The organism is Mesorhizobium loti (assembly GCF_003148495.1).
Taxonomy (GTDB): domain Bacteria; phylum Pseudomonadota; class Alphaproteobacteria; order Rhizobiales; family Rhizobiaceae; genus Mesorhizobium; species Mesorhizobium loti.
The window spans coordinates 429595-454725 of sequence record NZ_QGGH01000004.1 but is presented as its reverse complement, the minus strand read 5'-3'; the positions used below and the strand labels follow the sequence as shown (position 1 = coordinate 454725).

At 61.3% G+C, this 25131-nt stretch carries 26 protein-coding genes; 15 read left to right on the top strand and 11 right to left on the bottom strand.

The annotated features are described in order from the left end of the window. Positions 1 to 28: 28 nt before the first annotated feature. The 7 genes from C8D77_RS19045 to C8D77_RS19015 all read right to left on the bottom strand — a co-directional run bounded on the left by C8D77_RS19045 (position 29) and on the right by C8D77_RS19015 (position 7055). Positions 29 to 1531 (bottom strand): TadA family conjugal transfer-associated ATPase, encoded by a 1503-nt coding sequence (locus tag C8D77_RS19045; protein ID WP_109666459.1) that lies wholly within the window; start codon positions 1529 to 1531, stop codon positions 29 to 31. A gap of 29 nt (positions 1532 to 1560) precedes the next feature. Next, positions 1561 to 2844 carry a CpaE/TadZ family protein gene (locus C8D77_RS19040; protein WP_425453744.1) on the bottom strand — a complete coding sequence of 428 codons (1284 nt, stop codon included), beginning with the start codon at positions 2842 to 2844 and terminating at the stop codon, positions 1561 to 1563. Positions 2845 to 2888: 44 nt separating this feature from the next. Next, positions 2889 to 3626 carry a CpaD family pilus assembly protein gene (locus C8D77_RS19035; RefSeq protein WP_109666453.1) on the bottom strand — a complete coding sequence of 246 codons (738 nt, stop codon included), beginning with the start codon at positions 3624 to 3626 and terminating at the stop codon, positions 2889 to 2891. Positions 3627 to 3640: 14 nt separating this feature from the next. After that, entirely contained in the window at positions 3641 to 5158 is a 1518-nt protein-coding gene (locus C8D77_RS19030) for a type II and III secretion system protein family protein (RefSeq protein ID WP_109666451.1), read from the bottom strand. Then, the gene (cpaB, locus tag C8D77_RS19025) at positions 5155 to 5967 is read right to left on the bottom strand and encodes a Flp pilus assembly protein CpaB (protein ID WP_109666448.1); all 813 of its coding nucleotides are present in this window, start codon (positions 5965 to 5967) and stop codon (positions 5155 to 5157) included. The genes C8D77_RS19030 and cpaB overlap by 4 nt, the downstream gene beginning before the upstream one ends. A 211-nt stretch (positions 5968 to 6178) precedes the next feature. Continuing rightward, complete coding sequence (locus tag C8D77_RS19020; protein WP_109666446.1) at positions 6179 to 6697, bottom strand: A24 family peptidase; 519 nt, start codon at positions 6695 to 6697, stop codon at positions 6179 to 6181. Positions 6698 to 6872: 175 nt separating this feature from the next. Then, a complete protein-coding gene (locus tag C8D77_RS19015; protein ID WP_109666443.1) occupies positions 6873 to 7055 on the bottom strand; it encodes a Flp family type IVb pilin in 183 nt (60 codons plus the stop codon). Positions 7056 to 7388: 333 nt separating this feature from the next. Here C8D77_RS19015 and C8D77_RS19010 point away from each other — a divergent pair, with 333 nt between their 5' ends. The 3 genes from C8D77_RS19010 to C8D77_RS19000 all read left to right on the top strand — a co-directional run bounded on the left by C8D77_RS19010 (position 7389) and on the right by C8D77_RS19000 (position 9194). Beyond that, entirely contained in the window at positions 7389 to 7811 is a 423-nt protein-coding gene (locus tag C8D77_RS19010; RefSeq protein WP_109666441.1) for a pilus assembly protein N-terminal domain-containing protein, read from the top strand. A gap of 138 nt (positions 7812 to 7949) precedes the next feature. Next, positions 7950 to 8531 carry a TadE/TadG family type IV pilus assembly protein gene (locus tag C8D77_RS19005; protein WP_109666437.1) on the top strand — a complete coding sequence of 194 codons (582 nt, stop codon included), beginning with the start codon at positions 7950 to 7952 and terminating at the stop codon, positions 8529 to 8531. Between the two features lie 45 nt (positions 8532 to 8576). Then, positions 8577 to 9194 carry a TadE/TadG family type IV pilus assembly protein gene (locus C8D77_RS19000; protein WP_109666435.1) on the top strand — a complete coding sequence of 206 codons (618 nt, stop codon included), beginning with the start codon at positions 8577 to 8579 and terminating at the stop codon, positions 9192 to 9194. Between the two features lie 118 nt (positions 9195 to 9312). On the opposite strand, the gene C8D77_RS18995 is transcribed toward C8D77_RS19000, so the two are convergent. Further along, a complete protein-coding gene (locus tag C8D77_RS18995; RefSeq protein ID WP_170136767.1) occupies positions 9313 to 10233 on the bottom strand; it encodes a phosphate/phosphite/phosphonate ABC transporter substrate-binding protein in 921 nt (306 codons plus the stop codon). Positions 10234 to 10456: 223 nt separating this feature from the next. Between C8D77_RS18995 and C8D77_RS18990 the strand changes: the two genes are divergently transcribed. The 9 genes from C8D77_RS18990 (at position 10457) to C8D77_RS18950 (ending at position 20346) form a co-directional block, all read left to right on the top strand. Beyond that, positions 10457 to 11698 (top strand): phosphopentomutase, encoded by a 1242-nt coding sequence (locus C8D77_RS18990; protein WP_109666430.1) that lies wholly within the window; start codon positions 10457 to 10459, stop codon positions 11696 to 11698. Then, a complete protein-coding gene (mutM, locus tag C8D77_RS18985; RefSeq protein ID WP_109666428.1) occupies positions 11691 to 12578 on the top strand; it encodes a bifunctional DNA-formamidopyrimidine glycosylase/DNA-(apurinic or apyrimidinic site) lyase in 888 nt (295 codons plus the stop codon). Before C8D77_RS18990 ends, mutM begins: the two co-directional genes overlap by 8 nt. A gap of 31 nt (positions 12579 to 12609) precedes the next feature. Beyond that, positions 12610 to 13383, top strand: a complete 774-nt coding sequence (locus tag C8D77_RS18980; RefSeq protein ID WP_109666425.1) for an enoyl-CoA hydratase — start codon at positions 12610 to 12612, stop codon at positions 13381 to 13383. Between the two features lie 183 nt (positions 13384 to 13566). Beyond that, positions 13567 to 13833 carry a 30S ribosomal protein S20 gene (gene rpsT / locus C8D77_RS18975; RefSeq protein WP_013533694.1) on the top strand — a complete coding sequence of 89 codons (267 nt, stop codon included), beginning with the start codon at positions 13567 to 13569 and terminating at the stop codon, positions 13831 to 13833. Positions 13834 to 14760: 927 nt separating this feature from the next. After that, on the top strand, positions 14761 to 16233 hold the full coding sequence (gene dnaA / locus C8D77_RS18970; RefSeq protein ID WP_245468682.1) for a chromosomal replication initiator protein DnaA: 1473 nt from the start codon (positions 14761 to 14763) through the stop codon (positions 16231 to 16233). Between the two features lie 301 nt (positions 16234 to 16534). Then, complete coding sequence (dnaN, locus tag C8D77_RS18965) at positions 16535 to 17653, top strand: DNA polymerase III subunit beta (RefSeq protein WP_109666422.1); 1119 nt, start codon at positions 16535 to 16537, stop codon at positions 17651 to 17653. 209 nt (positions 17654 to 17862) lie between these two features. Beyond that, positions 17863 to 19002, top strand: coding sequence for a DNA replication/repair protein RecF (gene recF, locus C8D77_RS18960; RefSeq protein ID WP_109666419.1), 1140 nt, complete (start codon positions 17863 to 17865; stop codon positions 19000 to 19002). 95 nt (positions 19003 to 19097) lie between these two features. Next, entirely contained in the window at positions 19098 to 19853 is a 756-nt protein-coding gene (locus C8D77_RS18955; protein WP_109666416.1) for a molybdopterin-synthase adenylyltransferase MoeB, read from the top strand. 4 nt (positions 19854 to 19857) lie between these two features. Next, entirely contained in the window at positions 19858 to 20346 is a 489-nt protein-coding gene (locus tag C8D77_RS18950) for a GNAT family N-acetyltransferase (RefSeq protein ID WP_245951819.1), read from the top strand. A gap of 173 nt (positions 20347 to 20519) precedes the next feature. Here the strand turns inward: C8D77_RS18950 and C8D77_RS18945 are convergent, their stop codons facing one another. Next, the gene (locus C8D77_RS18945; protein WP_109666410.1) at positions 20520 to 21521 is read right to left on the bottom strand and encodes a 2-hydroxyacid dehydrogenase; all 1002 of its coding nucleotides are present in this window, start codon (positions 21519 to 21521) and stop codon (positions 20520 to 20522) included. A 159-nt stretch (positions 21522 to 21680) separates the two neighbouring features. Between C8D77_RS18945 and C8D77_RS18940 the strand changes: the two genes are divergently transcribed. After that, positions 21681 to 22241, top strand: a complete 561-nt coding sequence (locus C8D77_RS18940) for an SH3 domain-containing protein (protein ID WP_109666776.1) — start codon at positions 21681 to 21683, stop codon at positions 22239 to 22241. A gap of 48 nt (positions 22242 to 22289) precedes the next feature. Here the strand turns inward: C8D77_RS18940 and C8D77_RS18935 are convergent, their stop codons facing one another. Both C8D77_RS18935 and irrA read right to left on the bottom strand, forming a co-directional pair. Further along, entirely contained in the window at positions 22290 to 22649 is a 360-nt protein-coding gene (locus tag C8D77_RS18935) for a DUF4260 domain-containing protein (protein ID WP_109666407.1), read from the bottom strand. 28 nt (positions 22650 to 22677) lie between these two features. Next, complete coding sequence (irrA, locus tag C8D77_RS18930; RefSeq protein WP_024503471.1) at positions 22678 to 23109, bottom strand: iron response transcriptional regulator IrrA; 432 nt, start codon at positions 23107 to 23109, stop codon at positions 22678 to 22680. A gap of 243 nt (positions 23110 to 23352) precedes the next feature. Between irrA and fabA the strand changes: the two genes are divergently transcribed. Both fabA and fabB read left to right on the top strand, forming a co-directional pair. Beyond that, positions 23353 to 23868, top strand: a complete 516-nt coding sequence (gene fabA / locus C8D77_RS18925) for a 3-hydroxyacyl-[acyl-carrier-protein] dehydratase FabA (RefSeq protein WP_109666404.1) — start codon at positions 23353 to 23355, stop codon at positions 23866 to 23868. Positions 23869 to 23905: 37 nt separating this feature from the next. Next, entirely contained in the window at positions 23906 to 25126 is a 1221-nt protein-coding gene (gene fabB / locus C8D77_RS18920; RefSeq protein ID WP_109666402.1) for a beta-ketoacyl-ACP synthase I, read from the top strand. Positions 25127 to 25131 lie beyond the last annotated feature (5 nt).

The following is a 25131-nucleotide window of genomic DNA, read 5'->3' as shown; positions in this document are numbered from 1 at the left end:
GGCCCGAACCCTTACGCCCCAGGATGCGTCAGTCAGCGCGTTTCTCCATCGCCTCGAGCGCAATGGCGAGGCGCTGTTCCTCGCCATAATAGCGGGCCCGCTCCCAGAAATGCGGACGACCGATGCCGGTCGATACATGCTCTCCCAGCAGCCTGCCATTGGCGTCCTCGCCCTTGATGTTGTAGAGGACGATATCCTGCGTGATGATGACGTCGCCCTCCATCCCGATCACCTCGGTGATGTGGGTGATGCGACGCGATCCGTCGCGCAAGCGTGCCGCCTGGATGATCACGTCGACGGAGCCGACGACGATTTCTCGCACCGTCCTCTGCGGCAGCGAATAACCGCCCATGGCGATCATGGATTCGATACGGTTCAGGCATTCGCGCGGGCTGTTCGAGTGGATCGTTCCCATCGAACCGTCATGGCCGGTGTTCATCGCCTGCAGAAGGTCGAACACTTCGGGTCCGCGCACTTCGCCGACGATGATGCGCTCGGGGCGCATGCGCAGGCAGTTCTTGACCAGATCACGCATCGTCACCTCACCCTCGCCCTCCAGATTGGGCGGGCGGGTTTCAAGGCGCACCACGTGCGGTTGCTGCAATTGCAGCTCGGCCGAGTCCTCGCAGGTGATGACGCGCTCGTCGCGGTCGATATAGTTGGTCAGGCAGTTGAGCAGCGTCGTCTTGCCCGAGCCGGTACCGCCCGAGATGACGATGTTGCAGCGAACACGGCTGATGATCTTGAGAACTTCGGCGCCCTGGGGTGAAATGGCGCCGAACTTGACCAACTGATCGAGCGTCAGCTTGTCCTTCTTGAATTTGCGGATGGTGAGCGTGGCGCCGTCGATGGAGAGCGGCGGCGCGATGACGTTGACGCGGGAGCCGTCGGGAAGACGCGCGTCGCAGATCGGACTGGATTCGTCGACACGGCGGCCAACCTGGCTGACGATGCGCTGGCAGATGTTGAGGAGCTGCTGGTTGTCACGGAAGCGGATGCCGGTCTGCTCGACCTTGCCGTTGACTTCGATGTAGACGTTCTTGGAGCCGTTGACCATGATGTCGGCGATGTCGTCGCGCGCGAGCAGCGGCTCGAGCGGCCCATAGCCAAGCACATCGTTGCAGATGTCCTCGAGCAGTTCTTCCTGCTCGGCGATCGTCATCGCGAAATTCTTGATCGCGATGATGTCGTTGACGATGTCGCGGATTTCCTCGCGCGCGCTTTCCGGATCAAGCTTGGCGAGTTGCGACAGATCGATCGTGTCGATGAGCGCGGAGAAAACTTGGCTCTTGGTGTCGTAGTAGGTTTCGCTCTTTTCGCGTTGTGCCCGCTTCGGCTCAGGCGCCAATGGCGGTGCCTCGACCGCACGGCGCGCCGGCGGCGCAACAGGCGCGCTTGGCGCAGCCGCAGGCCGGGCCAGAACTGCCGTCTCCGCAGAACTTGCCGCCGGGGGCGCAATAGGCGCCGCTGCTGGCTGGCGAAATTCCGGCGTGAACCGGTTGCCGTCGTCGCTGCCTCTTTTACCAAACATGATCGACTACCGATTCCACTGCTGAAGCGTCACTTCTTGTTGCGCGAGAACTTGCCGAGCAGGTTGCCAAGCCCGGCCTTCTTCTTGGCCTTGATTTCACTGCGCCCGGTCAGCACATGCGCCATTTCGTTGATCATTGCGACAACCGGGTTCTTGGCATCCATCTCGCCAAGCATGCGTCCGTTGTTGGCGGCATTGCCGAACAGCAAAGGATCAAAACCAATGACCGACATTGGCGACAGGCCGAGCGGCTCGGCGAAATCGGACGGCGAAATCTCCGGACGCTTCGGGATGCCGGCCTGGTTGATGATCAGTTTCGGCGGCGGGTCGTTGGGACGAAGCCGTTTGAACATGTCGACGAGGTTCTTGGTGTTGCGCAGATTGGCCAGTTCCGGTGTCGCAGTGATGACGATCTCGTCGGCCTTGATCAGGGTGTTCTTGGTCCAGCCCGTCCAGACATGAGGAATATCGAGCACCAAAAGCGGCACGCTGCGCTGGGCGGTGTCGATGAGCTGAGCGAAGGCCTCCGGATCGAAGTCATAGACCCGTTCGAGCGTCGAAGGTGCTGCCAGCAACGACAGATGCTCGGCGCACTGGGTCAGCAGCCGGTCAAGATAGACTTCATCGATGCGCTCCGGCGAAAACACCGCCTCGGCGATGCCTTGCGCCGGATCCTGGTCGAAATTGATGTTGGCCGTGCCGAAAGCGAGATCGAGATCGGCGACGACCACCTCGGATTTGAACAGGGAGGACATCGCCCAAGCCACATTGTGGGCAATCGTCGAGGAGCCGACGCCACCCTTGGCGCCGACAAAGGCGATCGAGCGGCCTAGCGGCTCGGCTTCCGGATCGATGAAAATCGAAGATACCACGCTGACGATGTCAGCCATCGATACCGGTGCGATCACATATTCGGAAATGCCGTTGCGGATGAGTTCGCGGTAGAGGCCGACATCATTGTAATGACCGATCACCACCACCTTCGAAGTCGGATCACAATATTCCGAGAGCTGGGCGAGTTGCTCCAGCAATTGCTTGGGCTCGCTGCGCGATTCCAGCAGGATCAGGTTAGGCGTTGGCGCCGATTGGTAGAATTCGATGGCGGTGGGGACGCCGCCCATATGGACCTTGAGATGCGCCTTCGCCATGCGGCGGTCCTCGCCGGCGCGCTCGACCGGATTGGCAACGCCCTCGGTCTCGCAGAATGCCTGGATCGAGATGCGCGGAATCGGCCGCAATGCCTGCATCGCGGCGATGTCCTGCTGCGAGGTATCGCTGCCATCCACCGGGGCGTCGTAGGCAAGGTTGCTCATCGTCATACTCTTTCCCGTAGCCTGTTCTATCCGAGACTGGCGGCTCAGTACGTCACTTCCGAATTGCCGAGGAACTCTTCCGAAATGCCTCTTGCACGATAGGTGTCGATCACCGCGCCGCGATTTTCAGCATCGATGGTAGAGGGCTTGCGGGGGCCGAGCAGATCGGCCGGGTTAGCCATCTGGGCAGCAAGATTGTTCTGATAGGAACAGCCGAAGTCGGCATAGTGCTTGTTTTCCGACGTGTTGACGAGGTCGTCCGGCCAGCGTCCGCATTTGTCGGTCTGAGCTCTCACCGAGATATAGGAGACGCGAACCGGGGCGGATGTCTCGCTCGAACCGGCCTGATAGGAGACCACGACGATGCGGTTGCGCTTGATGCCGCTGGCGACTGCGAGCCTGGCGAAATCACGGCCGGCCGCCGTCGCGGCGACCTCGTTGGCCGATCCGCTCGGGATCTGGATCGTCAGCGTCGGGGCGGCACTCTTGTCATATCCGTCGAGGAAGCCAAGAAGCGTATCGCGCTGGGAGCCGGTCATGCCGCGGTCACCAGCGCCAACCGGCAGGTCTATCTTCTGATTTTTCTCCGCGATCACGATCGGATGATTGGTACGATAGTCGTCCGGAATGGCGCCGACAGTGACGCTGTCACGATGGGCGCAGCCGGCGAGCAGCGCCGCAACCGCAACCGCCAGGACCGGAACGGCTCGCCGGCAGACCCGCGAGCGACCGAGGCGCATCGTTGCGGCGATGGTGCTTGCCTTCAATGCTGACTGAGACATGTCCGCTTCCCCGCTCACTTGTAGATGAAGCCGACAACGCCATGGTAACGGCCGTTGGGCTTGTCGGTCTGCATGGTACCGTAGACGCGATTGACGCGGCCAAGGAACATGCCGGCGCCATCGCTGGCGGCGTTGAAATTGTCATCCGGCTTGGCAAGGTCGTTGCGTGCCACCGGCTTCACCAGATAGGGCGTGATGATGATGACGAGCTCGGTCTCGTTGCGTACGAAATCCCTGCTGCGGAACAGCGCGCCGAGCACCGGGATTTTTGTCAATCCGGGCAATCCATTGACGGCTTGCCTGACATCATCGCGAACCAGGCCGGCGATCATCATGGAGCCGCCTGAGGGCAATTCCACCGTTGTGTCGGCAAGACGCTTGCGCAGCGATAAGGCATTCATGCCGGGACTCGTCACACCTGAGGAGAGTGATACGGATCCTTCGGTTGTCGGCTCGGAAACCGAAGTCCTGACCTTCAGGCTTATGCGGCCGGGAGACAACACCACCGGCTGGAATTCCAGGCCGATGCCGTACTCGATCTTGTCGATGGCGTAGGTTTTCAGGCCAGTCTGGTTGTCGGTGGATACATTCTGGGAGACGCTGCTCACCATGTTGTATTCACCACCGACCTTGAAGGTCGCCTTTTCGCCGGATACGGCGGTCAAGGTCGGCTCCGCCAAGGTCTTCATGACCCCGGACTGCTCCATGGCGTTGATATAGGACTGCAGGCCCGAGGCGCCGATCGTGAAGCCCGAATTCGACAGCTGCTTGCCGAGGCCGGTGAAATTGTCGCTGATCGCACCGTAGCTGATGCCGTTGCTGCCGCCACTGCCGACCATGTTGACGCCGAGCTGCTTCATCACCGAGCGGCTGACTTCGGCGACCGTCACCTTCAGCGTGACCTGGTCGTCGCCGATGATCTGCAGCAGGTTGACGATCTTGCTGGTGCGGCGCTCCTGGTCCGGGTTGTTGATGTCGACACCGCTCTGTGACGAACCGCCGGCCGCGGTCTGCGAATATTGTCCCGTCGTTGCTTCACCACCCGAGACGAAGATCGTCGCCAGGTCGACCGCGCGTTTCGCGTCCAGCGGCGTGTCGACCGTCCCTGTCAGGACGACGTTGTCATTCAGCAGTTCTACCTTGATAGCCGACGTCGGGAGGAAGCGCCTGATATAATCCTCAAGGCCGGCAACATCGCGTTCGACGGCCAGGTCCAGACTGACGATCTGCTCGCCATTCGGGCCGAAGACAAAAATGTTCGTCTCGCCGACCGCTTTGCCGAACAGGTAGATGCGCCTTGCGGTGCGGGTGACCGCATCGGCCACGGCCGGGTTGGCGACGAGAATGTCGTAGGCATCGCTCGGCAGGTCGATGACCACCGACTTGTTGAGGCCGAGCTTGACGCGCTGGGTGGCCGTCGATGCCGTGACCCGCGCGTTCTTTGCCTCGACAACGCCTTGCAAATTCGTTCCGACGAGCAGCAGGCCGAATGCCGCGGCTACAATTGCCGGCAGTTTACCATTTAGCCTCATTTCCTTGCCCCTACTTCGGAAACTTCGCCCGACTTGATCAGCCTCACCGTTCCCCTGCGGCCATTGCCGGAAACGAGATAGTCGGCCTCACCCAGATTCTTTTCCTGCGTGTCCGCGACCGCCCGCAGCGCCAAGGTCAGGCGATCCGCCATCTGTTGGGCGACGGTGATGATCTCCGCCTGCTTGGGCGTCAGTTCCAGCGTGGCGGTCTGGCCCACCCTGGTCTTCTTGCCTTCCTCGTCCTCCTGAATGGTCTGGTCGATGGCCAGGACGCGAATGTTCTTGAGGATGGTCTCGGTGTTGAAGCCGGCGGCACCGCTGGCGGCATCTGCCCTGCGGGTCATGATGACATCCACGAAATCGTTCGGAAGAATGAAGCCGCCGGCCGACGTGTCGGCCGAGATGGCCGTGGCCACAGCCCGCATGCCGGAAGGCAGGATCGACGACATGAAGCTCTGCCCCTCGCCGATCAACTTGGAACGCCGCAGAGGCTCTCCGGCATACATCGCCACACGGGCAACAGAGCCCTTCAGCTTGTCCAGTGCCTCAGGCTCAGCGGTGCGGGTGATGAAATTCGCGTTGACGCCGTCGGCGGGCCAGGATTGCCAGGCGATGTTGTTCTCGATCGGGCTGCCCATCGGAACGTCGCCCGAAAGCACAAGCACATCCTGCAGAGATACCGCCGGGGCCTGGGGGCCGGAATCGACGACGACCTGGGGCTGCGGTGCCACCATATTTTTCGCGACATACCCAGCGCCGCCCGCCGCGGCCACCGCCACGCTCAGAATTATCAATCGCGATGCTGGCATCTGTCCGAACCCTTGCCCTGGCAAACCACGTAGCCAAGCCGGACTTTGCAGCGGCAATCGTCAAAACAAGGTTAATGTAATGCTTACGATCGTGATTAATTTAAGGTTTACATAAATTGGACGGAACGTGGCCTGACCGGCAGAAATGACCGGGCCGGCCTTGTTGAAAGCCTGTTGCGGCAACGCTGATCACTAAAAAAATAGATCGTGTTCAGGCCGACAGCCTGGCCAGCGCCCACACCATCAAAGGCGAATCCGGATAGGTCAGCAACCCGCCAAGGCCAAGGGCTACTCCGTAAGGAACACCTTTTGCCTCGTCGGCGAAATGGCGCAGAAACGGGTTTTGGCCGGTAACGGCCGCAAGCAGTGACTTCCGGTAGAGGATGATCGCGAGTGTCAGCAGGCCACCGATGATTGTCGAGGCGACAAGATACTCGACGAGATTCACGTTGAGACCCATCCACATCGCGGTGGCAGCCAGAAGCTTGGCGTCGCCGCCGCCCATGCCGCCCATTGCAAACAGGCCGAACGTCACGGCAAGGACCAGGGCGCCGGCGGCGAAATGTCCGCCATAGGCCGCCCATTCCATACCCGTCAGCGGCGCAACCAGCGCGAAGACAACGACGAGCAGCACCGGCACGCGATTGGCGATCGTCATCGACAGCATGTCGGAGATCGCGGCAAACAGCATGCAGAACGGAAAAACGACGAAGATCAGGGCTTCAAGCATCGGCGCTATGCCTATTGTCCGATTTCACGGGGCTCAATCTAGGCATGTTCGATTAACGATTGATGAGGCCCGGAACGAAAAGACGACTGATACTGAACTGGCAGCGGCAAGGAAAAGGGCCGCCACGTGGCGGCCCTTTCCAGAACGCAATCCAAGTGCTCGGCGATAAGGCCGATCAGCTGCCGCTCGGCGCGCTGTTCAAGGTGGTTCCGATAGTGGTGAACTTAGCGTTGAGTGCATTGCCGAGCGCGCCGGCGCCGGTGATGATGGCGAGCGCGATGAGAGCGGCGATCAGACCATATTCGATAGCGGTCGCGCCGGATTCGTCCTTCACAAAACGTGCGATGAGATTAGACATTTGAGAGCTCCTACTCCACGTGTTACAGCACTTCCGTCAACTTCTGTGATGGTTGATCGGATGCTGCCAATCTAGGGAGAAGCTCTTTCGATCGGCTTAATAAACAGCCTTACCGATTCCTTTCCCGGTTCGAACATATTGCGTGGTTAACTCCAGGCTAAATGCCAACCGACCTTCCGTTTACGGGTTTGGTGGCGCTTGCGACCCCGAGCCGGACCGCACCTCACAGTAGCCTTGTCGCCATTGCACCATCGGTAACGACGCGCGCTTAACCGTTGGTTCACCAATCTCGTTCATGTTCCGTTGATCAGTCCGCTTGCGTGGAGCGCCTCAATGGCCCAGCCGAGATCGTCAATCCTGATTGCCGCGCTTCTTGCCGCCACGACCTTCATCGCGCCCGCAATGGCCGGCGCTGGCATCGAGGTCACGATGAACCAAGCCAAGATCGTCAAACTGTCGCGCCCTGCCGACACGATCGTGGTTGGCAACCCGGCAATCGCCGACGCTTCCGTGCAGGACGCTTCGACGATCGTGCTGACCGGCAAAGGCTTCGGCGTCACCAATCTGGTCGTGCTCGACACGGATGGCAGCCCGATCGTCGACGAGCAGGTTACCGTCGTGCGGCAGGCCGCCTCATCCGTGCGTATCTATCGGCGTGCCGAAATACAGACGATGTCCTGCACGCCCTATTGCGAAAGCTCCTACAAGAGCGATGCAGAGAAGGCCTCCGAAACGGAGATGAGCGTCAGCCGGTAGGATGGCGTAGTCGAATGCCGTTCAGGTTATCGGCTGGTTAAGAAGCTGGCGCTGACTTTAACGATCATCCAAACCGGACCTAAATCGGTTTGCGCTAATGCTCCTTCCGAGACCGCATAGAGATCGGCAGGATCAGACATGAGCAAGGAATTCGGCTGCACAGGCGACCACAAAGCGAAACGCCCAAGGTTTTTCGCCCGTTTCCTACGTGACCGGCGCGGCGCCACGGCAATCGAATTCGCAATCCTTTCAGTTCCGTTCGCCCTGCTTGTCTTTGCCATTCTGGAAAGCTGCATCGCGTTTGCCGGCCAGGAAGTGATGGCCAACATAACCGACGATGTCGCGCGCAAGCTGCGCACCGGCCAGTTGAGGGCGACCGACGTCGCCGGGACCAATTTGCGGGACATGATCTGCACAAAACTGGAGATCATCGTTTCCCAGGATTGTCCCAATCAGCTGCTGGTGGATCTCCGCCAATATACAACATTCGCCGACGCGGCCACGGCGGGCTTCATGATCCAGAACGGTGATGTCGTACTGACGAAAGGCGCCGCAACCCAATCGTTTGCAGTAACGGCGGGGGCGGCGGAGTCGAGGAACATGCTTCGCGTCTTCTACAAGTGGCCTATTATGACAGACCTGTTGGCGCAGTCGATGGGCGGCAACAAGACTCTGCATTTCGCATCGGTGACCTGGCAGAACGAGCCGTTCGACAACTGAGTTCGAGGCGGATGCACAGGCAGTAAAAGAAAAAGGGCAATGGGTATGATGCGTGCGGGGGCACATCTTAGGACTGCAGGAGTTTGGCGGAAAGCAAATCGATTCTGGTCCGATCGCCGCGGCATCGCGGCGGTCGAATTCGCTTTGATCATGCCAATTTTGCTGATCATGTATTTCCTGACAATGGAGGCGTCACAGGCCATCGAGACCAGCAAGAAGGTCAGTCGTATCGGCAGCATGGTGGCCGATCTCGTCACCCAGCAGACAAGCGTCGTCAAGGCGGATGTCGACGCCATCATGCAGATCGGCAGCGTTACCCTTCAGCCCTACAACCGCTCGACCCCGACCATCACCATCACGGCAATACAGGTCTCGGCCGATGCGACGAAGGCACTGGTGGTATGGTCACGCAAGTTGGTCGCCGGCGTCGCCAGCGCCGGCGCCGCGGCGACCACGGAAACCACGGTTCCAGCAACGCTCAAGGTCGCCAGCACCTTCCTCATCCGCGTCGAAAGCAATCTCGGCTACACGCCGGTCATCGCCTGGACGGCCAGCAACCAGCAGAAACTTGGATTGACCTCGGCTTTCAGCAATATAACGATGGGCGAAACCTACTATCTGCGCCCCCGCAGAAGCGTGACTATCCCTTGCGGCGACTGTTGAACAGAGACAGCCGGGCGATTCGCAGGACCGCTTCAGCTCTCTGTTGCCACGCAACTGCAGACTGAGAATAATCACGCACTTCTTCTGTTTCCTGGAATTGCGCTACTGCTGCGGAGCACTATTGCTGTGGGGCACTGTCCGAGACGAAGCGCACGATAGAAGCGGCCATCTCGTAATCCTTTGGCGCGACGGTAGCGAAGCCTCCCGAATGCTTTGATTCCAGGAGGTCGTAGATATCAGGCGTCATCGACTTGAGGTTGGTGAGGAACACGGTGAGCCGGCGCTTGGCTTCAGGGTCGAGATCGCTGCGGACGGCGTGGGGGCCATATCTCAGCAAGCCAGACGTCCATACCACCCGAAGCGCCGTCACTGAGAGCCCTGCCGCTTCGAGCCTTGCCTGCGTGCCCGATGTTTCCGGCTGGCCGTCGGCGGCGGCCGTCACCCAACCGAACAGGCCATCGGCCTTGCCATCGACCAGCATCGTTTCGGCCGCCGCAGCCGAGTCGGCATGGACAAGAAACGGCGCATCTTCCGCAACCTTGCGGCCTTCCGCCGCCAACGCCGCCAATGGCAAGAGAGAACCGCCAACGCTGCCCGAAGGCGCCATGGCGATGCGATGGCTCTGCATCGCCGCCAGATTGGGCAGCTTGCCGTCCCGCGTCAGCAGAACAGAGCGGATGCCGATCGCGCCGTCGGAATCGACCGGAGCCACAAGCGGCTCGATACATAAGCAGCGCTGCGAGGCCGTCGCATAGGCGGTTGCCGAATAGATCGCGTATTCGATGCGGGCATTGGCCTGCGCCTCGATCAGCGCGGCATAATCACGGGCAACGACAAACTCGACCTTCATGCCCAAGGCCTTTGTATAGGCGTCGGTCAACACAGCCAGCCCCGGAACGGTGTTGCCGGCGCCTGGCTCTGCAACGATGCCGATGCGAAACGTGCCGATATCATCGCGCCAATCGGCATGTGCCGGACCGGACCAGAGCGCACCCTGCATCAACATGAGGGCAGCAGACGCCTTCAGCGCAATGCTCATGACAAAACCGCCGTCTGTTTTCCTAGACCCATGCCCGTCGCATCGTTGCGACATGCATTCCTTGTTTGTGCATGTCGTTGTTTGTGCATGTCGTTGCCCAAAACCGCCGTGCACCTTGGGCGACATCACTGGACTATCGCGCCAAGCCGTTGCCGTTTGGTTTCCGAATTGCCAATGAAGTCGCGGAACCCTATGTCTGGTCGTTCAAACTGGCAACAACTCGATGGCGCGCGCTTTCCTCTTCGTTCTGGACTCCTTCGGCATCGGCGGCGCGGCCGACGCCGACCGCTACGGTGACGACGGCGCCAACACATTCGCGCACATAGCAGAAGCTTGTGCCGAAGGACGCTCGGATCGCGAAGGGCTTCGCAGTGGACCGCTGTTTGTCCCCCACATGGCCTCGCTCGGGCTTGGCAAGGCTGCCGAAACCGCGACGGGACTGGGCTTTTCCAGCAGTGGGACGGATCTGCTCGCGGCTGCCTTCCACGGCGCCGCGCAGGAGGTTTCAAGCGGCAAGGACACCCCATCGGGCCATTGGGAAATCGCCGGCCTGCCGGTGCGCTTCGACTGGGGCTATTTCCCGGATACGGTTCCCGCCTTTCCGGCGGAACTGACCGCGGCGATCATCCGCGAGGGCAAGGTGCCGGGCATTCTCGGCAATTGTCATGCGCCGGGCACCGAGATCATCGAGCGCTTCGGCGAGGAGCACATCCGCACCGGCAAGCCGATCTGCTACACGTCTGTCGACTCGGTCCTGCAGATCGCCGCGCATGAAGTCCATTTCGGCCTCGAGCGACTTTATGAATTCTGCAAGGTGGTGCGCAGGCTGGTTGACCCGCTGAGGATCGGACGGGTGATCGCGCGGCCTTTCGTCGGCGAAACCGCCGCCACTTTCGAGCGCACATACAACCGTCATGACTACGCCGTGCCTCCGCCGGAGCCAACCCTGCTCGATCGGCTGATAGCGCGTGGCAGCCGTGTCATCGCCATCGGCAAGATCGGCGACATCTTCGCCCATCGCGGAATTTCGCAAGTGCGCAAGGGGGCGGGCAACATGGCCATGTTCGACGAGGCGCTGGGCGCGATGGACGATGCCGGCGACGGCGATCTCGTCTTCGCCAATTTCGTCGACTTCGACACCGAATTCGGTCATCGCCGCGATGTTGCAGGTTATGCTGCCGCGCTTGAGGCCTTCGACCGGCGGCTGCCGGAGGCATTTGCAAGGCTGCGGCAGGGCGATCTTCTCATCCTGACGGCCGATCACGGCAACGATCCGACCTGGCAAGGGACCGATCATACGCGCGAGCGCATTCCGGTGATCGGCACAGGTCCGGGTTTCAAGGGCGGCGACATCGGGCTGAGAACAACCTTCGCTGATATCGGCGAAACCGTGGCCGAGCATCTTGGGCTGGCGCACGGCCTTTACGGGACTTCTTTCTATACGGCGATTGGCGGTCATGCCTGAATTGCCGGAGGTCGAAACCGTCCGGCGCGGGCTGCAGCCGGTCCTGGAAGGCGCAACCATCACCCGTGTCGAGGCACGCCGCCCGGATCTGCGCTTTCCATTTCCCGAGAAATTCTCACAGCGGCTGACCGGCAAGACGGTCACGGCACTCGGCCGCCGGGCCAAGTATCTGACGATGGACCTGAAAGGCGGTCCCGTGCTGATCTGCCATCTCGGCATGTCGGGCTCATTCCGCATCGAGACGGCGGACAGCAACGACATGCCCGGCATCTTCCACCACGACCGCTCGAAGAGCTCCAATCATGATCATGTCGTCTTCCATGTCGTATCTCCGGCAGGCGCCCGATCACGCGTGATCTTCAATGATCCGCGCCGCTTCGGCTTCATGTTGTTTGCCGAAGGGCCGGACGTCCATCCGATGCTCGCCGGACTCGGCGTTGAGCCAACGGGCAATACATTGGACGGCGCACTGCTTGCCTCATTGATGAAAGGGCGGCGATCACCGCTGAAGGCAGCGCTTCTCGACCAGAGGCTGATCGCCGGGCTTGGCAACATCTATGTGTCGGAGGCGCTATGGCGCGCCAGCCTGTCGCCGCTGCGTGAGGCGGGCACGATCGCCAAACCCGGAAAGAAAGCCCAGGCCCAAAGCGAACACCTGGCCCAAGCCATCCGCTCGGTGATATCAGATGCGATTGCCGCCGGCGGGTCCTCACTGCGGGATTATATGCAGACCGATGGGTCACTGGGCTATTTCCAGCACTCCTTCGCCGTCTACGACCGCGAAGGCGAAGCCTGCTCGAAGCCCGGCTGCAGCGGCCACATCGAACGGATCGTGCAGAGCGGCCGATCGACCTTCTATTGCCGGACATGTCAACGGTGAGTCAGACGAGCGCGAGCGAGGAGAAGCAGCCATGGCCTATGAGACGATCATCACCGAGACGCACGGCAAGGTCGGACTGATCACGCTGAATAGGCCGCAGGCGCTCAACGCGCTGAACTCCCAGATACTGACCGAACTGATCGCAGCCGTGAACGCTTTTGGCGCCGATGCCGGCATCGGCGCCATGGTCATCACCGGTTCCGAAAAGGCTTTCGCCGCCGGCGCCGACATCAAGGAGATGCAGTCCATCTCCTATGCGGACGCCTACGCCCAAGACTTCTTCGTCGGCTGGGAGGAGCTTACGCGGGCGCGAAAGCCAATTATCGCGGCGGTGGCGGGCTATGCACTCGGCGGCGGCTGCGAGCTAGCGATGATGTGCGATTTCATCATAGCCGCCGACACGGCCAAATTCGGCCAGCCCGAGATCACTCTTGGTGTCATTCCAGGCATGGGCGGGTCGCAACGGCTGACCCGCTTCGTCGGCAAGTCGAAGGCGATGGACATGTGCCTGACCGGGCGGATGATGGATGCCGCCGAAGCCGAGCGTTCGGGCCTGGTGTCGCGGGTCGTGCCTGCCAGTGACCTAGTCGAGGAGGCTCTGAAGGCGGCAGCCAAGATCGCCGCTTTCTCGCTGCCATCGGTGATGATGGCAAAGGAGGCAGTCAACCGCGCCTTCGAGACGACGCTTGCCGAGGGATTGCGGTTCGAGCGCCGGCTGTTTCACTCGCTGTTTGCACTGGACGATCAGAAGGAAGGCATGGCGGCCTTTGCCGAGAAGCGGAAGCCGAATTTCACCAACCGCTGACGCCAATCCTTTAGCTGCGAAGAAGATGGCTGTTGGCCGCCAAAAAGAAGGCCAGGCAGCGTTGACGCGCCGGAAAAGCTGAACTATAAGCCCCACCAACCGAGGCGGCCCCGTGGCTGCCCGTTTGTTTTTTGCGCCCTGCGGCATCCCGCATGCGGCCGACCAGATCAGAAGAGAGGCATCATGGCCAATACATCCTCGGCCAAAAAGGCAACGCGCAAGATCGTCCGCCGCGCAGCGATCAACAAGAACCGCCGCTCGCGCGTCCGCACCTATATCCGCCAGGTCGAAGAGGCACTTGCCTCCGGTGACAAGGCTGCCGCACAGGCTGCCTTCAAGATCGCGGAGCCGGAATTGATGCGCGCCGCAACCAAGGGCGTGATCCACAAGAACACAGCGTCCCGCAAGGTGTCGCGACTGGCCCAGCGGGTCAAAGTTCTCTCGGCCTAATATAACTTCCCTAGACTGACGTTCTTTCGAACCCGGCCGTTTGTGCCGGGTTTTTTCGTTTGCCGGCAAGCACTTAAAAAGAATGTCCGGAAACGGCGTCTTGTGCGGATTTCACGATTGAGAATACTTTGCCGGCATATGCATGCCTGCTGTTGGCCGGCATGCTTGAAAAGGGCTGGCTTAAAGATTCTTAGCTATCAGAAATAGCCTATATTTTTCAGACACTTACAGACGGTGATCCACAGCTTGTCCACACCGGGCCAACCCGATGGGGGACAAGTAGCTGTCAAGCGAAATATTTCAGAATATTTCTCTAAGCGCCCAGTTTTTCATATTCGCCGGAAAAGGGTTTGAATCACAATGGCTTTGTTAAAATGTGCCGTTGCGGCACGCCACTCGAACCCGCCTCCAGTAACCAGATTCCTTAAAAATCCGTTAGACGTGGCCTTGCCCTATCCACAGCGATTTCGGTAATGTCGATCTATCGAAAGGGACGGGCTCTGGGCCTTACACCCAGCCTGAATCGGCCAGCTTAAATTGGCGGGATTTGCAACGCGGATCAAGTCCGCGGACCGATTTGGTTTGTCTTTTTTCGACACGGTAGGGGACTGGCGTAACTAGACATGGCAGGTAGATGGCGCGCCGGCGCTCTTTTCGCCGGACGGTGTTGTATTGCCCTGACATACCCAACGCGGACTGGCTTCCATGGGCCGGCACCGGTTCCCCTCGATAATGGGCGACGTTCATCTGCCGGCGGCGGCAGCGGACGTCGTAGCAAAGACGCAGTCGCCGGAACCGGATGCAGGAGGCGCATCCCCGGTGGAAAAACAGGTACGGAAGGACAAGGAAAAGATCATGCAGAGCGGCATCGAAAGGGAACTTACGGGCGACCTCCCATTTCCTGGAACTTTGATCGGAGCAAACGACATGGCGGTCTCCAGCGACGCGGAACAGAAATTCGACCGGGTCAGGACCCAGTTGAAGGCGCGCCTGGGAACCGAAGTCTATTCGAGCTGGTTTGGCCGCATGAAGGTCGCGGAGGCTTCCAAGGGCATTGTCCGCATCTCGGTGCCCACCGCCTTCCTGCGCTCATGGATCAACGGCCACTATCTCGACCTCATCTCCGAGTTGTGGAAGCAGGAGGATCCCGATCTCCTCAAGATCGACATCGTCGTGCGCACGGCAACCCGCCAGGGACGCAGCCAGGCCGAGCCGGAGGTGGTGCCGGCACGCAAGATGACTCGGCAGACGCAGACGGTGCTTGCCGCCGGGACCGTCAGCCCCGGCCGGACAGAGCGTGCACCGGCTCCGCGTCCGGGCACACCGGTCGAGAGCGAATTCCGCCACAATGTGCTGGGGTCACCGCTTGATCCGCGCTACACGTTCGGCTCCTTCATCGAGGGACCGTCGAACCGGGTGGCCTTCGCCGCAGCCAAGGCAGTGGCGGAATCGCAATCGAGCGCGGTGCGCTTCAACCCGCTTTTCCTTCATGCAACCGTCGGGCTCGGCAAGACACATTTGTTGCAGGCCATCGCCGCGGAATCGCTGAAGCAGAACCCCAAGTCGCGCGTCGTCTATCTCACGGCCGAGTATTTCATGTGGCGCTTTGCCACCGCGATCCGTGACAACAACGCGCTGACGCTCAAGGAACAGCTGCGCGACATCGACCTGCTCATCATCGACGACATGCAGTTCCTGCAGGGCAAGTCGATCCAGCATGAATTCTGCCACCTGATCAACATGTTGCTCGACAGCGCCAAGCAGGTTGTCGTCGCCGCCGACCGGCCGCCGTCGGAACTGGAATCGCTCGAACCGCGGGTCCGTTCGCGCCTCAATGGTGGTGTCGCGCTCGAAATGTCGGCGCCCGATTTCGCCATGCGCCTTGGCATGCTCAAATTGCGCCTTGCCACCGCCAGGGTCGATGACGCGTCGCTGAACATTTCGGAAGAGATCCTCAATCACGTCGCACGCACCGTGACCGGCAGCGGACGCGAACTGGAAGGCGCCTTCAACCAGCTGCTGTTCCGTCAATCCTTCGAGCCGCAGATCACCATCGACCGGATCGACGAGATCCTCGGCCACATCTATCGTACCGGCGAGCCGAAACGGGTCCGTATCGAGGACATCCAGCGCATCGTCGCGCGCCACTACAATGTGTCGAAGACCGAATTGCTGTCCAACCGGCGCACGCGCACCATCGTCAAGCCGCGGCAGGTCGCCATGTACCTGTCAAAGGTGATGACACCGCGCTCGCTGCCCGAGATCGGACGGCGTTTCGGCGGGCGCGATCACACCACGGTGCTGCATGCCGTGCGCAAGATCGAGGACCTTTCCGGCAACGACAACACGCTGGCGCAGGAACTCGAGCTCTTGAGGCGGTTGATCAACGACCAGGCCTGACGGGACCGGGGGCGAACCGGAACAACACCGGAATTCAATGGCTTGCCAGTGCGGCCCGGGGCCTGGGATGGGCTCGTGGCGCCGCCTGGAAGCGGCCCGGATTTCGGTTTTACGACACCGGCTCGCGGACTTCTTGCCCTTTATCCCCAGAAAGCCCGCGTAGCCTGCCCGAACCGGTGGCGCGGGCTTGCGTTTGCTGGTTTTTTACTGTCAGTTTACGCAGATTCTGAGCCTGTTCAGACCTTTCGCGGGGCGCCGCCCACTGGTGACCCGTCATTCATTCAAGCGAGCCTGTTTCGTCATGCGTGTTATCCTGGAACGGTCAAATCTCCTGAAGTCGCTCAACCACGTCCACCGTGTGGTCGAGCGGCGCAACACCATACCGATCCTGTCCAACGTGCTGCTCAGCGCCGAGGGCGCCAGCCTTGAGATGAAGGCGACCGACCTCGACCTCGAGGTGACGGAAGCGACGCCCGCCAAGGTGGAGCGCGGCGGGGCGACGACGGTTCCGGCACATCTGCTCTACGACATCGTGCGCAAGCTCGCCGATGGCGCCGAGGTGATGCTGAAGACGGACGAGGACGGCAACGCCATGACGGTGACGTCAGGCCGCTCGAGCTTCCGCCTTCAGTGCCTGCCACAATCCGACTTCCCGGAACTTTCGGCCGGATCCTTCTCACACATCTTCCGTCTCGACTCGGTTGCCCTGAGAGGCCTGATCGAGAAGACCCAGTTCGCCATCTCCACTGAGGAGACGCGCTATTACCTGAACGGCATCTACCTGCACACGCATGAGGTCGGCGGCAAGCTGAAGCTGCGCTCGGTGGCGACCGACGGCCACCGTCTGGCGCGCGCCGAGATCGACGCACCGGCGGGTTCCGAGGGCATGCCGGGCATCATCATTCCGCGCAAGACGGTGAGCGAGTTGCAGAAGCTGGTCGACGATCCGGATGTTGCGGTCACCACCGAACTGTCGGACACCAAGATCCGCTTCACCATCGGCAGCGTGGTTTTGACCTCGAAGCTGATCGACGGCACCTTCCCCGATTATCAGCGGGTCATTCCGACAGGCAACGACAAGAAGCTGATCATCGACCGGCAGAGCTTCGCTGCTGCCGTCGATCGCGTCTCGACCATCTCTTCCGAACGCGGCCGCGCGGTGAAGCTGTCGATCAGCGAGGGTCAGGTGACGCTTGCGGTCAACAATCCGGATTCGGGCAGCGCCACCGAGGAGCTGGCGGCGGATTATTCATCGGACCCGATCGAGATCGGCTTCAACGCCAAGTACCTGCTCGACGTTGCCGCGCAGCTGACCGGCACGGAGGCCAAGTTCATGCTGGCCGATGCCGGTTCGCCGACGCTGATCCACGACATGGCCGACGAGACCGCACTCTATGTGCTGATGCCGATGCGGGTGTAGCCGACGCGGTGTCAGCAATTCGGTCTTGTAGCGGAGCGGCGGCAAGAATGATGATTGCGGCAACTTCCAGAGCTATTCCAGGAAAAGTGTGAAGTGGTTTTCCCGGGAAAAGCGCATAGCGCTTTCCCTTGGGAATTGCGTTAAAACAAAGAGATAGAGCGGTTCTGCGTTTCCGTGAAACGATGGACCGCTCTATAGGCGGATAGCGGTTGCCGATACAGAACCATATAAGTAAGCTAACACTTACTAATTTCCGCAACTATGCGGCGCTGACGATCGATCTGGCGCCAGGTGCCGTGGTTTTTTCCGGCGACAACGGTGCCGGCAAGACCAATCTCCTCGAAGCGATCTCCTTTTTGACACCGGGGCGTGGCTTGCGCCGCGCCCCCTACGCTGATGTCGCGCGCGAAGGTGGCGACGGCGGCTTTGCGCTGCATGCCCAGCTCGACGGACCTGACGGCCAGGTCGAGATCGGAACGGGCATTGCCGGCGGCGACACCGCCGGCGAAGGCGGCAGGCGGGTGCGCATCAACGGCGCTTCGGCGCGTTCGGCCGAGGACATGCTGGAATGGCTGCGCGTGGTCTGGCTGACGCCGGCGATGGACGCGTTGTTCACCGGGCCGGCCGCAGATCGCCGCCGCTTTCTCGACCGGCTGGTGCTGGCGATCGACCCCGGCCACGGGCAACGTGCGATCGACTACGAGAAGGCGATGCGCGGCCGTAATCGCCTGCTTACCGAAGGCTCCCGGGACGACCGTTGGTTCGACGCGATCGAGACGCAGATGGCCGAAACCGGTGTGGCGATCGCCGCGGCGCGAGCCGAGATGGTGCGCCTTCTGGCCGCCATGATCGACAGGCTGCCCGACACGGGACCATTTCCGCAGGCCGATATCGGCCTTTCGGGAGACCTGGAAGCCGAAATTGCCACCGCGCCGGCGGTCGATGTCGAGGAGCGCTTCCGCCGGACGCTTATCGAGGGCCGTGACCGCGATCGTGCCGCCGGACGCACGCTCGAGGGACCGCACCGTTCGGACCTGGTGGTTCGGCACCGTCCCAAGGCGATGCCGGCCGAGCTTTGTTCGACAGGCGAGCAAAAGGCGCTGCTGGTCGGCATCGTGCTGTCGCATGCCCGGCTGACCGGTGAAATGTCGGGCATGACGCCGATCCTGTTGCTCGACGAGATCGCCGCGCATCTCGATAGCGGGCGGCGCGCGGCGCTGTTTTCCATCCTGGAAGAACTGAACTGCCAAGCGTTCATGACCGGAACCGATGCAGCGCTGTTTTCCAGTCTCAAGGGGCGTGCGCAGTTCCTGACCGTCGACCACGGCGTGATTGGGCCAACGATCTAGATCTTATGCAGGTCGTTGGCCCAAAACCGCTTCACACATTTGGGCGACATGCATTAGCTCCTGACAAGGTTTTTCAGTCCCTATATGGTCTGGCAATGACCGCTGCCGCCCTGACCGCCGACGAGATCGAACGCTATGCCCGCCACATCGTGCTGCCCGAAATCGGCGGCGCCGGCCAGCAGAGGCTGAAGCAGGCGCGGGTGCTGGTCATCGGCGCCGGCGGGCTGGGCGCGCCGGTGCTTGAATATCTTGCCGCCGCCGGCGTCGGCACGCTCGGCGTGGTCGATGATGACGCCGTTTCGCTGTCCAACCTGCAGCGTCAGGTCATTCACGGCACCGACACTGTGGGTATGCTGAAAACCGATAGCGCCAAGGCGGCAATCGCCCGCATCAATCCCAACACAAAGGTTGAAACGCACGCAATCCGGCTGAACCCGGACAATGCACCTGCCCTCGTCGCCGCCTATGACATCGTCGTCGACGGCTCCGACAATTTCGAAACCCGCTATGCGGTGGCCGATGCCTGCGCGAGCGCTGGGAAACCGCTGGTGCATGCCGCCGTCGGACGCTTCGACGGCTCCGTCACGGTGCTGAAGCCATTCGAAGACAGCAAGGACGGCAAGCCCAACCCAGGCTATCGCGATCTGTTTCCCGAAGCGCCACCGCCGGGCCTGGTGCCGTCCTGTGCCGAAGCCGGTGTGCTTGGCGCGCTGACCGGCGTCATCGGCACGCTGCAGGCGATGGAGGCGATCAAACTGGTCACCGGCATTGGCGAACCGCTGGTCGGCCGGCTGCTGCTCTATGATGCGTTGGCGGCGCGCTTCGACACGATCCGCTACAAGAGAAACTGACCCCGTGGAGCGGACCGACGCCGTCCCCATCACACAGATAGTGGCCGGCTTCGACCGTTGGGACGATGTGCTCGCATTGATCATGCGTGCCTTCGCCTCGATGGACGGCGTCATCGACCCGCCCTCCTCGGCCCACTTGCTGACCGCCGACAGCCTGCGGGACAAGGCGCGGCGGGAGACCGGCTTCGTGGCGCTCGAGGGTGACAGGATCGTCGGCTGCGTCTTTACCCTTGAAAGGGTCGCGGAATTCTATGTCGGCAAGCTCGCCGTGGCTCCGGACTGCCAGGGACAAGGCATTGGCCGGCGGCTGATGCAGGCGGTCGAAGGCCTTGCCCGCAGCCGCGGCAAGGCGGCCATCGAGCTTCAGACGCGGATCGAGCTGACCGGAAACCATGCAGTCTTTGCCCGCTTCGGTTTTCACGAGACCGAACGGACGGCGCATGAAGGCTACGACAGGGCGACCTCGATCACCATGCGCAAGGCTCTTGCGTAAGCTTGGCCTTTCGTTTCAAGGCAGAAAAATGTTGCGCCGCGATAGAACCTGTCATCCCGATTGAATCGGGATGGGCTCTATCTGTATCTGTTCGTTTGAACATGATCTCTGGACAAACGGTTTCCGTTTGTCCGAGAAAACCGGTTTCCACTTTTCGGGATCATGCTCTAGCGTCAAGTTCTGAGCGGCAGCACGCGGTCCGGCGGGCGATGGCCGTCGACGAAGGCGCGGATGTTGATGATCACCTTTTCACCCATGTCGATGCGGCCCTCGAGCGTCGCCGAGCCCATATGCGGCAGAAGCACGACCTTGTTCTTGGCGGCGAGCTTCAGCAGCTTGCCGTTCAAAGCCGGCTCGTGCTCGTAGACGTCAAGACCGGCGCCGGCAATCTTGCCGTCCTGGATCAGCTTGACCAGCGCTTCCTCGTCGATGATGTCGCCGCGCGCGGTGTTGACGACATAGGCGGTCGGCTGCAGCAGCGCCAGCCGCCGCGCCGAAAGCAGATGAAAGGTCGCCGGCGTCGACGGGCAGTTGACCGAAATGATGTCCATGCGGGCCAGCATCTGGTCTAGACTCTCCCAATAGGTCGCCTCCAGCTCGTCTTCCACCGCCGGCAGCACGCGGTGGCGGTTGTGGTAGTGAATAGAAAGACCGAAGGCCTTGGCTCGCCTCGCGACGGCGGTGCCGATGCGCCCCATGCCGACAATGCCCAGCCGCTTGCCCCAGATGCGCCGGCCAAGCATCCAGGTCGGCGACCAGCCGGCCCATTTCTTGTCGCCGGTGAGCACATTGGCGCCTTCCGCCAGCCGCCGCGGCACCGCCAGCATCAGCGCCATGGTCATGTCTGCGGTGTCCTCGGTCAGGACATTGGGCGTGTTGGTGACGGTGATGCCCCTCTTGGCCGCGGCGGTGACATCGATCTTGTCGACGCCGTTGCCGAAATTGGCGATCAGCTTGAGGTTGTCGCCGGCCTGGGCGATTAACGCCGCATCGATCTGGTCCGTCACCGTCGGCACCAGCACGTCGGCCTCCTTGACCGCCGCAACCAGTTCCGGCTGCGTCATCGGCCTGTCCTCGACATTCAGCCTTGCGTCGAACAGTTCGCGCATGCGGGTCTCGACCGGGTCGGGCAGCTTTCGCGTGATGACGACGAGAGGCTTCTTTTTGCCTGCCATTGTTTCCTCGTACCCCGATCTCGTTGAGACCTCTTTAACCAAGACCGGCGAAACTGAAAGCCGGTCGCGGTGCCGATTACCCCATGTAACAAGCGGTGCCGCCGAAGACAAAGAAAAAGGGGCGCCGAGGCCGATGGGCAAGCGCCGAAAGGAATGAAAGTGTCTGGTTTCGCGTCGCTTCGCCTGACCCTCAGTGCAGCAATTCTCGGCGCTCTGCTTTATTCTCCGCTTGCGGCCGCGCAGAGTGCCGCAGCACCTGCCCAGAGCGTCGTCACGCTCGGGCCGAGCGGCCTGCCGCTGCCGCGATTCGTCAGCCTGAAATCCGGCCGCGTCAACTCGCGCGTCGGCCCCGGCGCCAACTACTCGGTCGACTGGATGTATATGAAGGCCGGCCTGCCGATGGAGATCATCCAGGAATTCGACACATGGCGCCGCGTGCGCGATGCCGATGGTTCGGAAGGCTGGATCAACCAGTCGCTGCTCTCCGGCCGACGCACGGCAATCGTCGCACCATGGCAGCGCGGCAAGGGCGCGCAGATCAACCTTCTCAACAGCCCCGACAAGGATGCAAGGGTGGTCGCCATGGTCGAGCCGGGGGTGATGGGCACGATCAAATCCTGCGACGGTCAGTGGTGCGAAATGACGTTCGACGGCCACACCGGCTGGCTTGCCCAGTCGATCGTCTGGGGCGCCTATCCCGGCGAACGGGTCAAGGACTGATCTTTTGACCCTTTGAGCGCGATCTTTTGAAGATTCGCGGTCGTGGTTCTAGCGCCCGATACGGCCGAGATGGGTGTCCTGAAAGCCGGTCGACAGCTTCAGGCCGTAGCCCAGCGCACGGTCGATGGCGATGTGGGCGACCCAGATCAGCGCGACCGCGATTGCGGTCGCATTGCCGGACATATACCCGGCGATCAGCAGCGGCACCGGCACGATCAGGATGTGCAAGGCATTGTAGGCAAGAGCACCGACTCGAGGCCCCGCCAGATAGCCGAACATCGACAGGTCCGGCGCCAGGATGAGCAATCCGAACAGCCACCAGGACATGCCGGTCGAACCGTAGAAAACGACGGCAGCAGCAGCCACAAACGCCCATTCGAGCCGGATTGTGAGATCGACGGATTTCATCCCCGACAGATGATTCTGGCCTGGCCGATCATTCGCGGCGTTTGGGGCGCAGCCTCACCACGATGTCGACATTGGCGATCTCCATCCCTTCCGGCGGCTCCGGCAGGTTGGCAACCGTCACCGGACCGCTGTCGATGTCGAATATGCGGTTTTCGCCTTCGATGTAGAAATGGTGGTGGTCGGAGGTGTTGGTGTCGAAATAGGTCTTCGCGCCCTCGACAGCGAGGATGCGCAACAGTCCCGCCTGGGTGAACTGGTGAAGGGCATTGTAGACGGTGGCCAACGAAACCGGCACGCCGGCGGCAACCGCCTCCTCGTGCAGTTCCTCAGCCGACAAATGGCGGTCGCCCTTGGCGAAAAGCAGGTCTGCCAGCGCAATGCGCTGACGCGTCGGCCTCAGGCCGGCTTCACGGACCCGCTTGTCCACAGCGACATTTTCCTTCCGGCCGTCCAGGTCCATCTTCTCGTCGAACCCCACAGTTCCGCCCCAAGACACGCCCAGAATGGCAAAAAAATGAACGTCTGCCGAAACCGGACCTCCCAGGACATATATTCTGTCGTCCGAATGCGATCAATAGCGCGCATTGACCCAGGCAGACGAGCAGGTTAAGCGCAAACGCCGGTTTCCGGCCTGAAACAGATTGTGTTAGGAAACCAACGACAAGGGCACCCGATAGCCCGAAACGATATGGGGACGAGATTGATGGCGGGTAAATCCAGCTACGAGTACGACGAATTGCTGGCCTGCGCCCGCGGCGAACTGTTCGGACCGGGTAATGCCCAGCTTCCCTATCCGCCCATGCTGATGTTCGACCGTATCACCGAGATCAGCGAGACGGGCGGCGCCTTCGAGAAGGGTTTCATCCGCGCGGAGTTCGACATCAAGCCGGATCTGTGGTTCTTTGCCTGCCATTTCATCGGCAATCCGATCATGCCGGGGTGCCTCGGCCTCGACGCCATGTGGCAATTGACGGGCTTCTATCTTGGCTGGCTCGGCGAACCCGGCAAGGGGATGGCGCTGTCGACCGGTGAGGTGAAATTCAAGGGCATGGTGACGCCCTCGGTGAAGAAGGTCGAGTATGGCATCGACTTCAAGCGCGTGATGCGAGGTCGGCTGGTGCTCGGCATCGCCGATGGCTGGCTGAGGGCAGATGGCGAACCCATATACGCGGCAACGGATTTGAAAGTCGGTCTGTCCAAGCAGTCGGCGGTCGGCTGACCGGCGTCCCCGGCCCGCCCCCTAGAAGGAGTTGCGAATGAGACGTGTCGTAGTCACAGGCCTCGGCATCGTGTCGTCGATCGGCAACAATGCCAACGAGGTGCAAGCCTCGCTGCATGACGCCAGATCCGGCATCAGCTTCTCCGATTCCTTCGCCGAACACGGCTTCCGCTGCCAGGTCTGGGGAGCGCCGACGCTCGATCCATCGGCCATGATCGATCGCCGTGCGATGCGCTTCCTGAGCCAAGGTGCGGCCTGGAACCACGTCGCCATGGATCAGGCGATCGCAGATGCAGGCCTCGGCGAGAGCGACATCACCAATGAGCGCACCGGCATCGTCATGGGATCGGGCGGACCATCCACCCGCACCATCGTCGAAGCGGCCGAGGTCACGCTGAAGAACGGCAGTCCCAAGCGCATCGGTCCGTTTGCGGTGCCGAAGGCGATGTCGTCGACCGCATCGGCAACGCTTGCCACCTGGTTCAAGATCCACGGCGTCAACTACTCGATCTCGTCGGCCTGCTCGACCTCGGCGCATTGCATCGGCAATGGCTACGAATTGATCCAGTGGGGCAAGCAGGACATGGTTTTTGCCGGCGGCCACGAGGATCTCGACTGGACGATGTCGGACCTCTTCGACGCGATGGGCGCCATGTCGTCGAAATTCAACGACAAGGCATCGACCGCTTCGCGCGCGTATGACGCCAATCGCGACGGCTTCGTCATCGCCGGCGGCGCCGGCGTGCTGGTGCTGGAAGAGCTGGAGCATGCCAAGGCGCGCGGCGCCAAGATCTACGCCGAGATCGTCGGCTACGGCGCGACCTCCGACGGCCACGACATGGTTGCCCCTTCAGGCGAAGGCGCGGTCCGCTGCATGCGCCAGGCGCTGGCCACGGTGTCCACGCCGGTCGACTACATCAACACCCATGGCACGTCGACGCCGGTGGGCGATTCCAAGGAAATGGGCGCGATCCGCGAGGTGTTCGGCCCAGAGATGCCGTACATCACCTCGACGAAATCGCTGACCGGCCATTCGCTGGGTGCTGCCGGCGTGCAAGAATCCATCTACTCGATCCTGATGATGCAGGGCGGCTTCATCGGCGAAAGCGCCCATATCGAGACCCTCGACCCTGAATTCGAGGGCATGCCGATCGTGCGAAAGCGCATCGACGACGCCAGGATCGACACTGTCTTGTCAAATTCGTTCGGCTTCGGTGGCACCAACGCCACGCTCGTTTTCCAGCGCTATTCCGCATAAGGATT

Excerpts from the sequence above, each read along its gene's own strand:
- C8D77_RS19045 (WP_109666459.1), bottom strand. The coding sequence starts at position 1,531 with ATGTTTGGTAAAAGAGGCAGCGACGACGGCAACCGGTTCACGCCGGAA.
- C8D77_RS19040 (WP_425453744.1), bottom strand. The coding sequence starts at position 2,844 with ATGAGCAACCTTGCCTACGACGCCCCGGTGGATGGCAGCGATACCTCG.
- C8D77_RS19035 (WP_109666453.1), bottom strand. The coding sequence starts at position 3,626 with ATGTCTCAGTCAGCATTGAAGGCAAGCACCATCGCCGCAACGATGCGC.
- C8D77_RS19030 (WP_109666451.1), bottom strand. The coding sequence starts at position 5,158 with ATGAGGCTAAATGGTAAACTGCCGGCAATTGTAGCCGCGGCATTCGGC.
- cpaB (WP_109666448.1), bottom strand. The coding sequence starts at position 5,967 with ATGCCAGCATCGCGATTGATAATTCTGAGCGTGGCGGTGGCCGCGGCG.
- C8D77_RS19020 (WP_109666446.1), bottom strand. The coding sequence starts at position 6,697 with ATGCTTGAAGCCCTGATCTTCGTCGTTTTTCCGTTCTGCATGCTGTTT.
- C8D77_RS19015 (WP_109666443.1), bottom strand. The coding sequence starts at position 7,055 with ATGTCTAATCTCATCGCACGTTTTGTGAAGGACGAATCCGGCGCGACC.
- C8D77_RS19010 (WP_109666441.1), top strand. The coding sequence starts at position 7,389 with ATGGCCCAGCCGAGATCGTCAATCCTGATTGCCGCGCTTCTTGCCGCC.
- C8D77_RS19005 (WP_109666437.1), top strand. The coding sequence starts at position 7,950 with ATGAGCAAGGAATTCGGCTGCACAGGCGACCACAAAGCGAAACGCCCA.
- C8D77_RS19000 (WP_109666435.1), top strand. The coding sequence starts at position 8,577 with ATGATGCGTGCGGGGGCACATCTTAGGACTGCAGGAGTTTGGCGGAAA.
- C8D77_RS18995 (WP_170136767.1), bottom strand. The coding sequence starts at position 10,233 with ATGAGCATTGCGCTGAAGGCGTCTGCTGCCCTCATGTTGATGCAGGGT.
- C8D77_RS18990 (WP_109666430.1), top strand. The coding sequence starts at position 10,457 with ATGGCGCGCGCTTTCCTCTTCGTTCTGGACTCCTTCGGCATCGGCGGC.
- mutM (WP_109666428.1), top strand. The coding sequence starts at position 11,691 with ATGCCTGAATTGCCGGAGGTCGAAACCGTCCGGCGCGGGCTGCAGCCG.
- C8D77_RS18980 (WP_109666425.1), top strand. The coding sequence starts at position 12,610 with ATGGCCTATGAGACGATCATCACCGAGACGCACGGCAAGGTCGGACTG.
- rpsT (WP_013533694.1), top strand. The coding sequence starts at position 13,567 with ATGGCCAATACATCCTCGGCCAAAAAGGCAACGCGCAAGATCGTCCGC.
- dnaA (WP_245468682.1), top strand. The coding sequence starts at position 14,761 with ATGGCGGTCTCCAGCGACGCGGAACAGAAATTCGACCGGGTCAGGACC.
- dnaN (WP_109666422.1), top strand. The coding sequence starts at position 16,535 with ATGCGTGTTATCCTGGAACGGTCAAATCTCCTGAAGTCGCTCAACCAC.
- C8D77_RS18955 (WP_109666416.1), top strand. The coding sequence starts at position 19,098 with ATGACCGCTGCCGCCCTGACCGCCGACGAGATCGAACGCTATGCCCGC.
- C8D77_RS18945 (WP_109666410.1), bottom strand. The coding sequence starts at position 21,521 with ATGGCAGGCAAAAAGAAGCCTCTCGTCGTCATCACGCGAAAGCTGCCC.
- C8D77_RS18935 (WP_109666407.1), bottom strand. The coding sequence starts at position 22,649 with ATGAAATCCGTCGATCTCACAATCCGGCTCGAATGGGCGTTTGTGGCT.
- irrA (WP_024503471.1), bottom strand. The coding sequence starts at position 23,109 with ATGGACCTGGACGGCCGGAAGGAAAATGTCGCTGTGGACAAGCGGGTC.
- fabA (WP_109666404.1), top strand. The coding sequence starts at position 23,353 with ATGGCGGGTAAATCCAGCTACGAGTACGACGAATTGCTGGCCTGCGCC.
- fabB (WP_109666402.1), top strand. The coding sequence starts at position 23,906 with ATGAGACGTGTCGTAGTCACAGGCCTCGGCATCGTGTCGTCGATCGGC.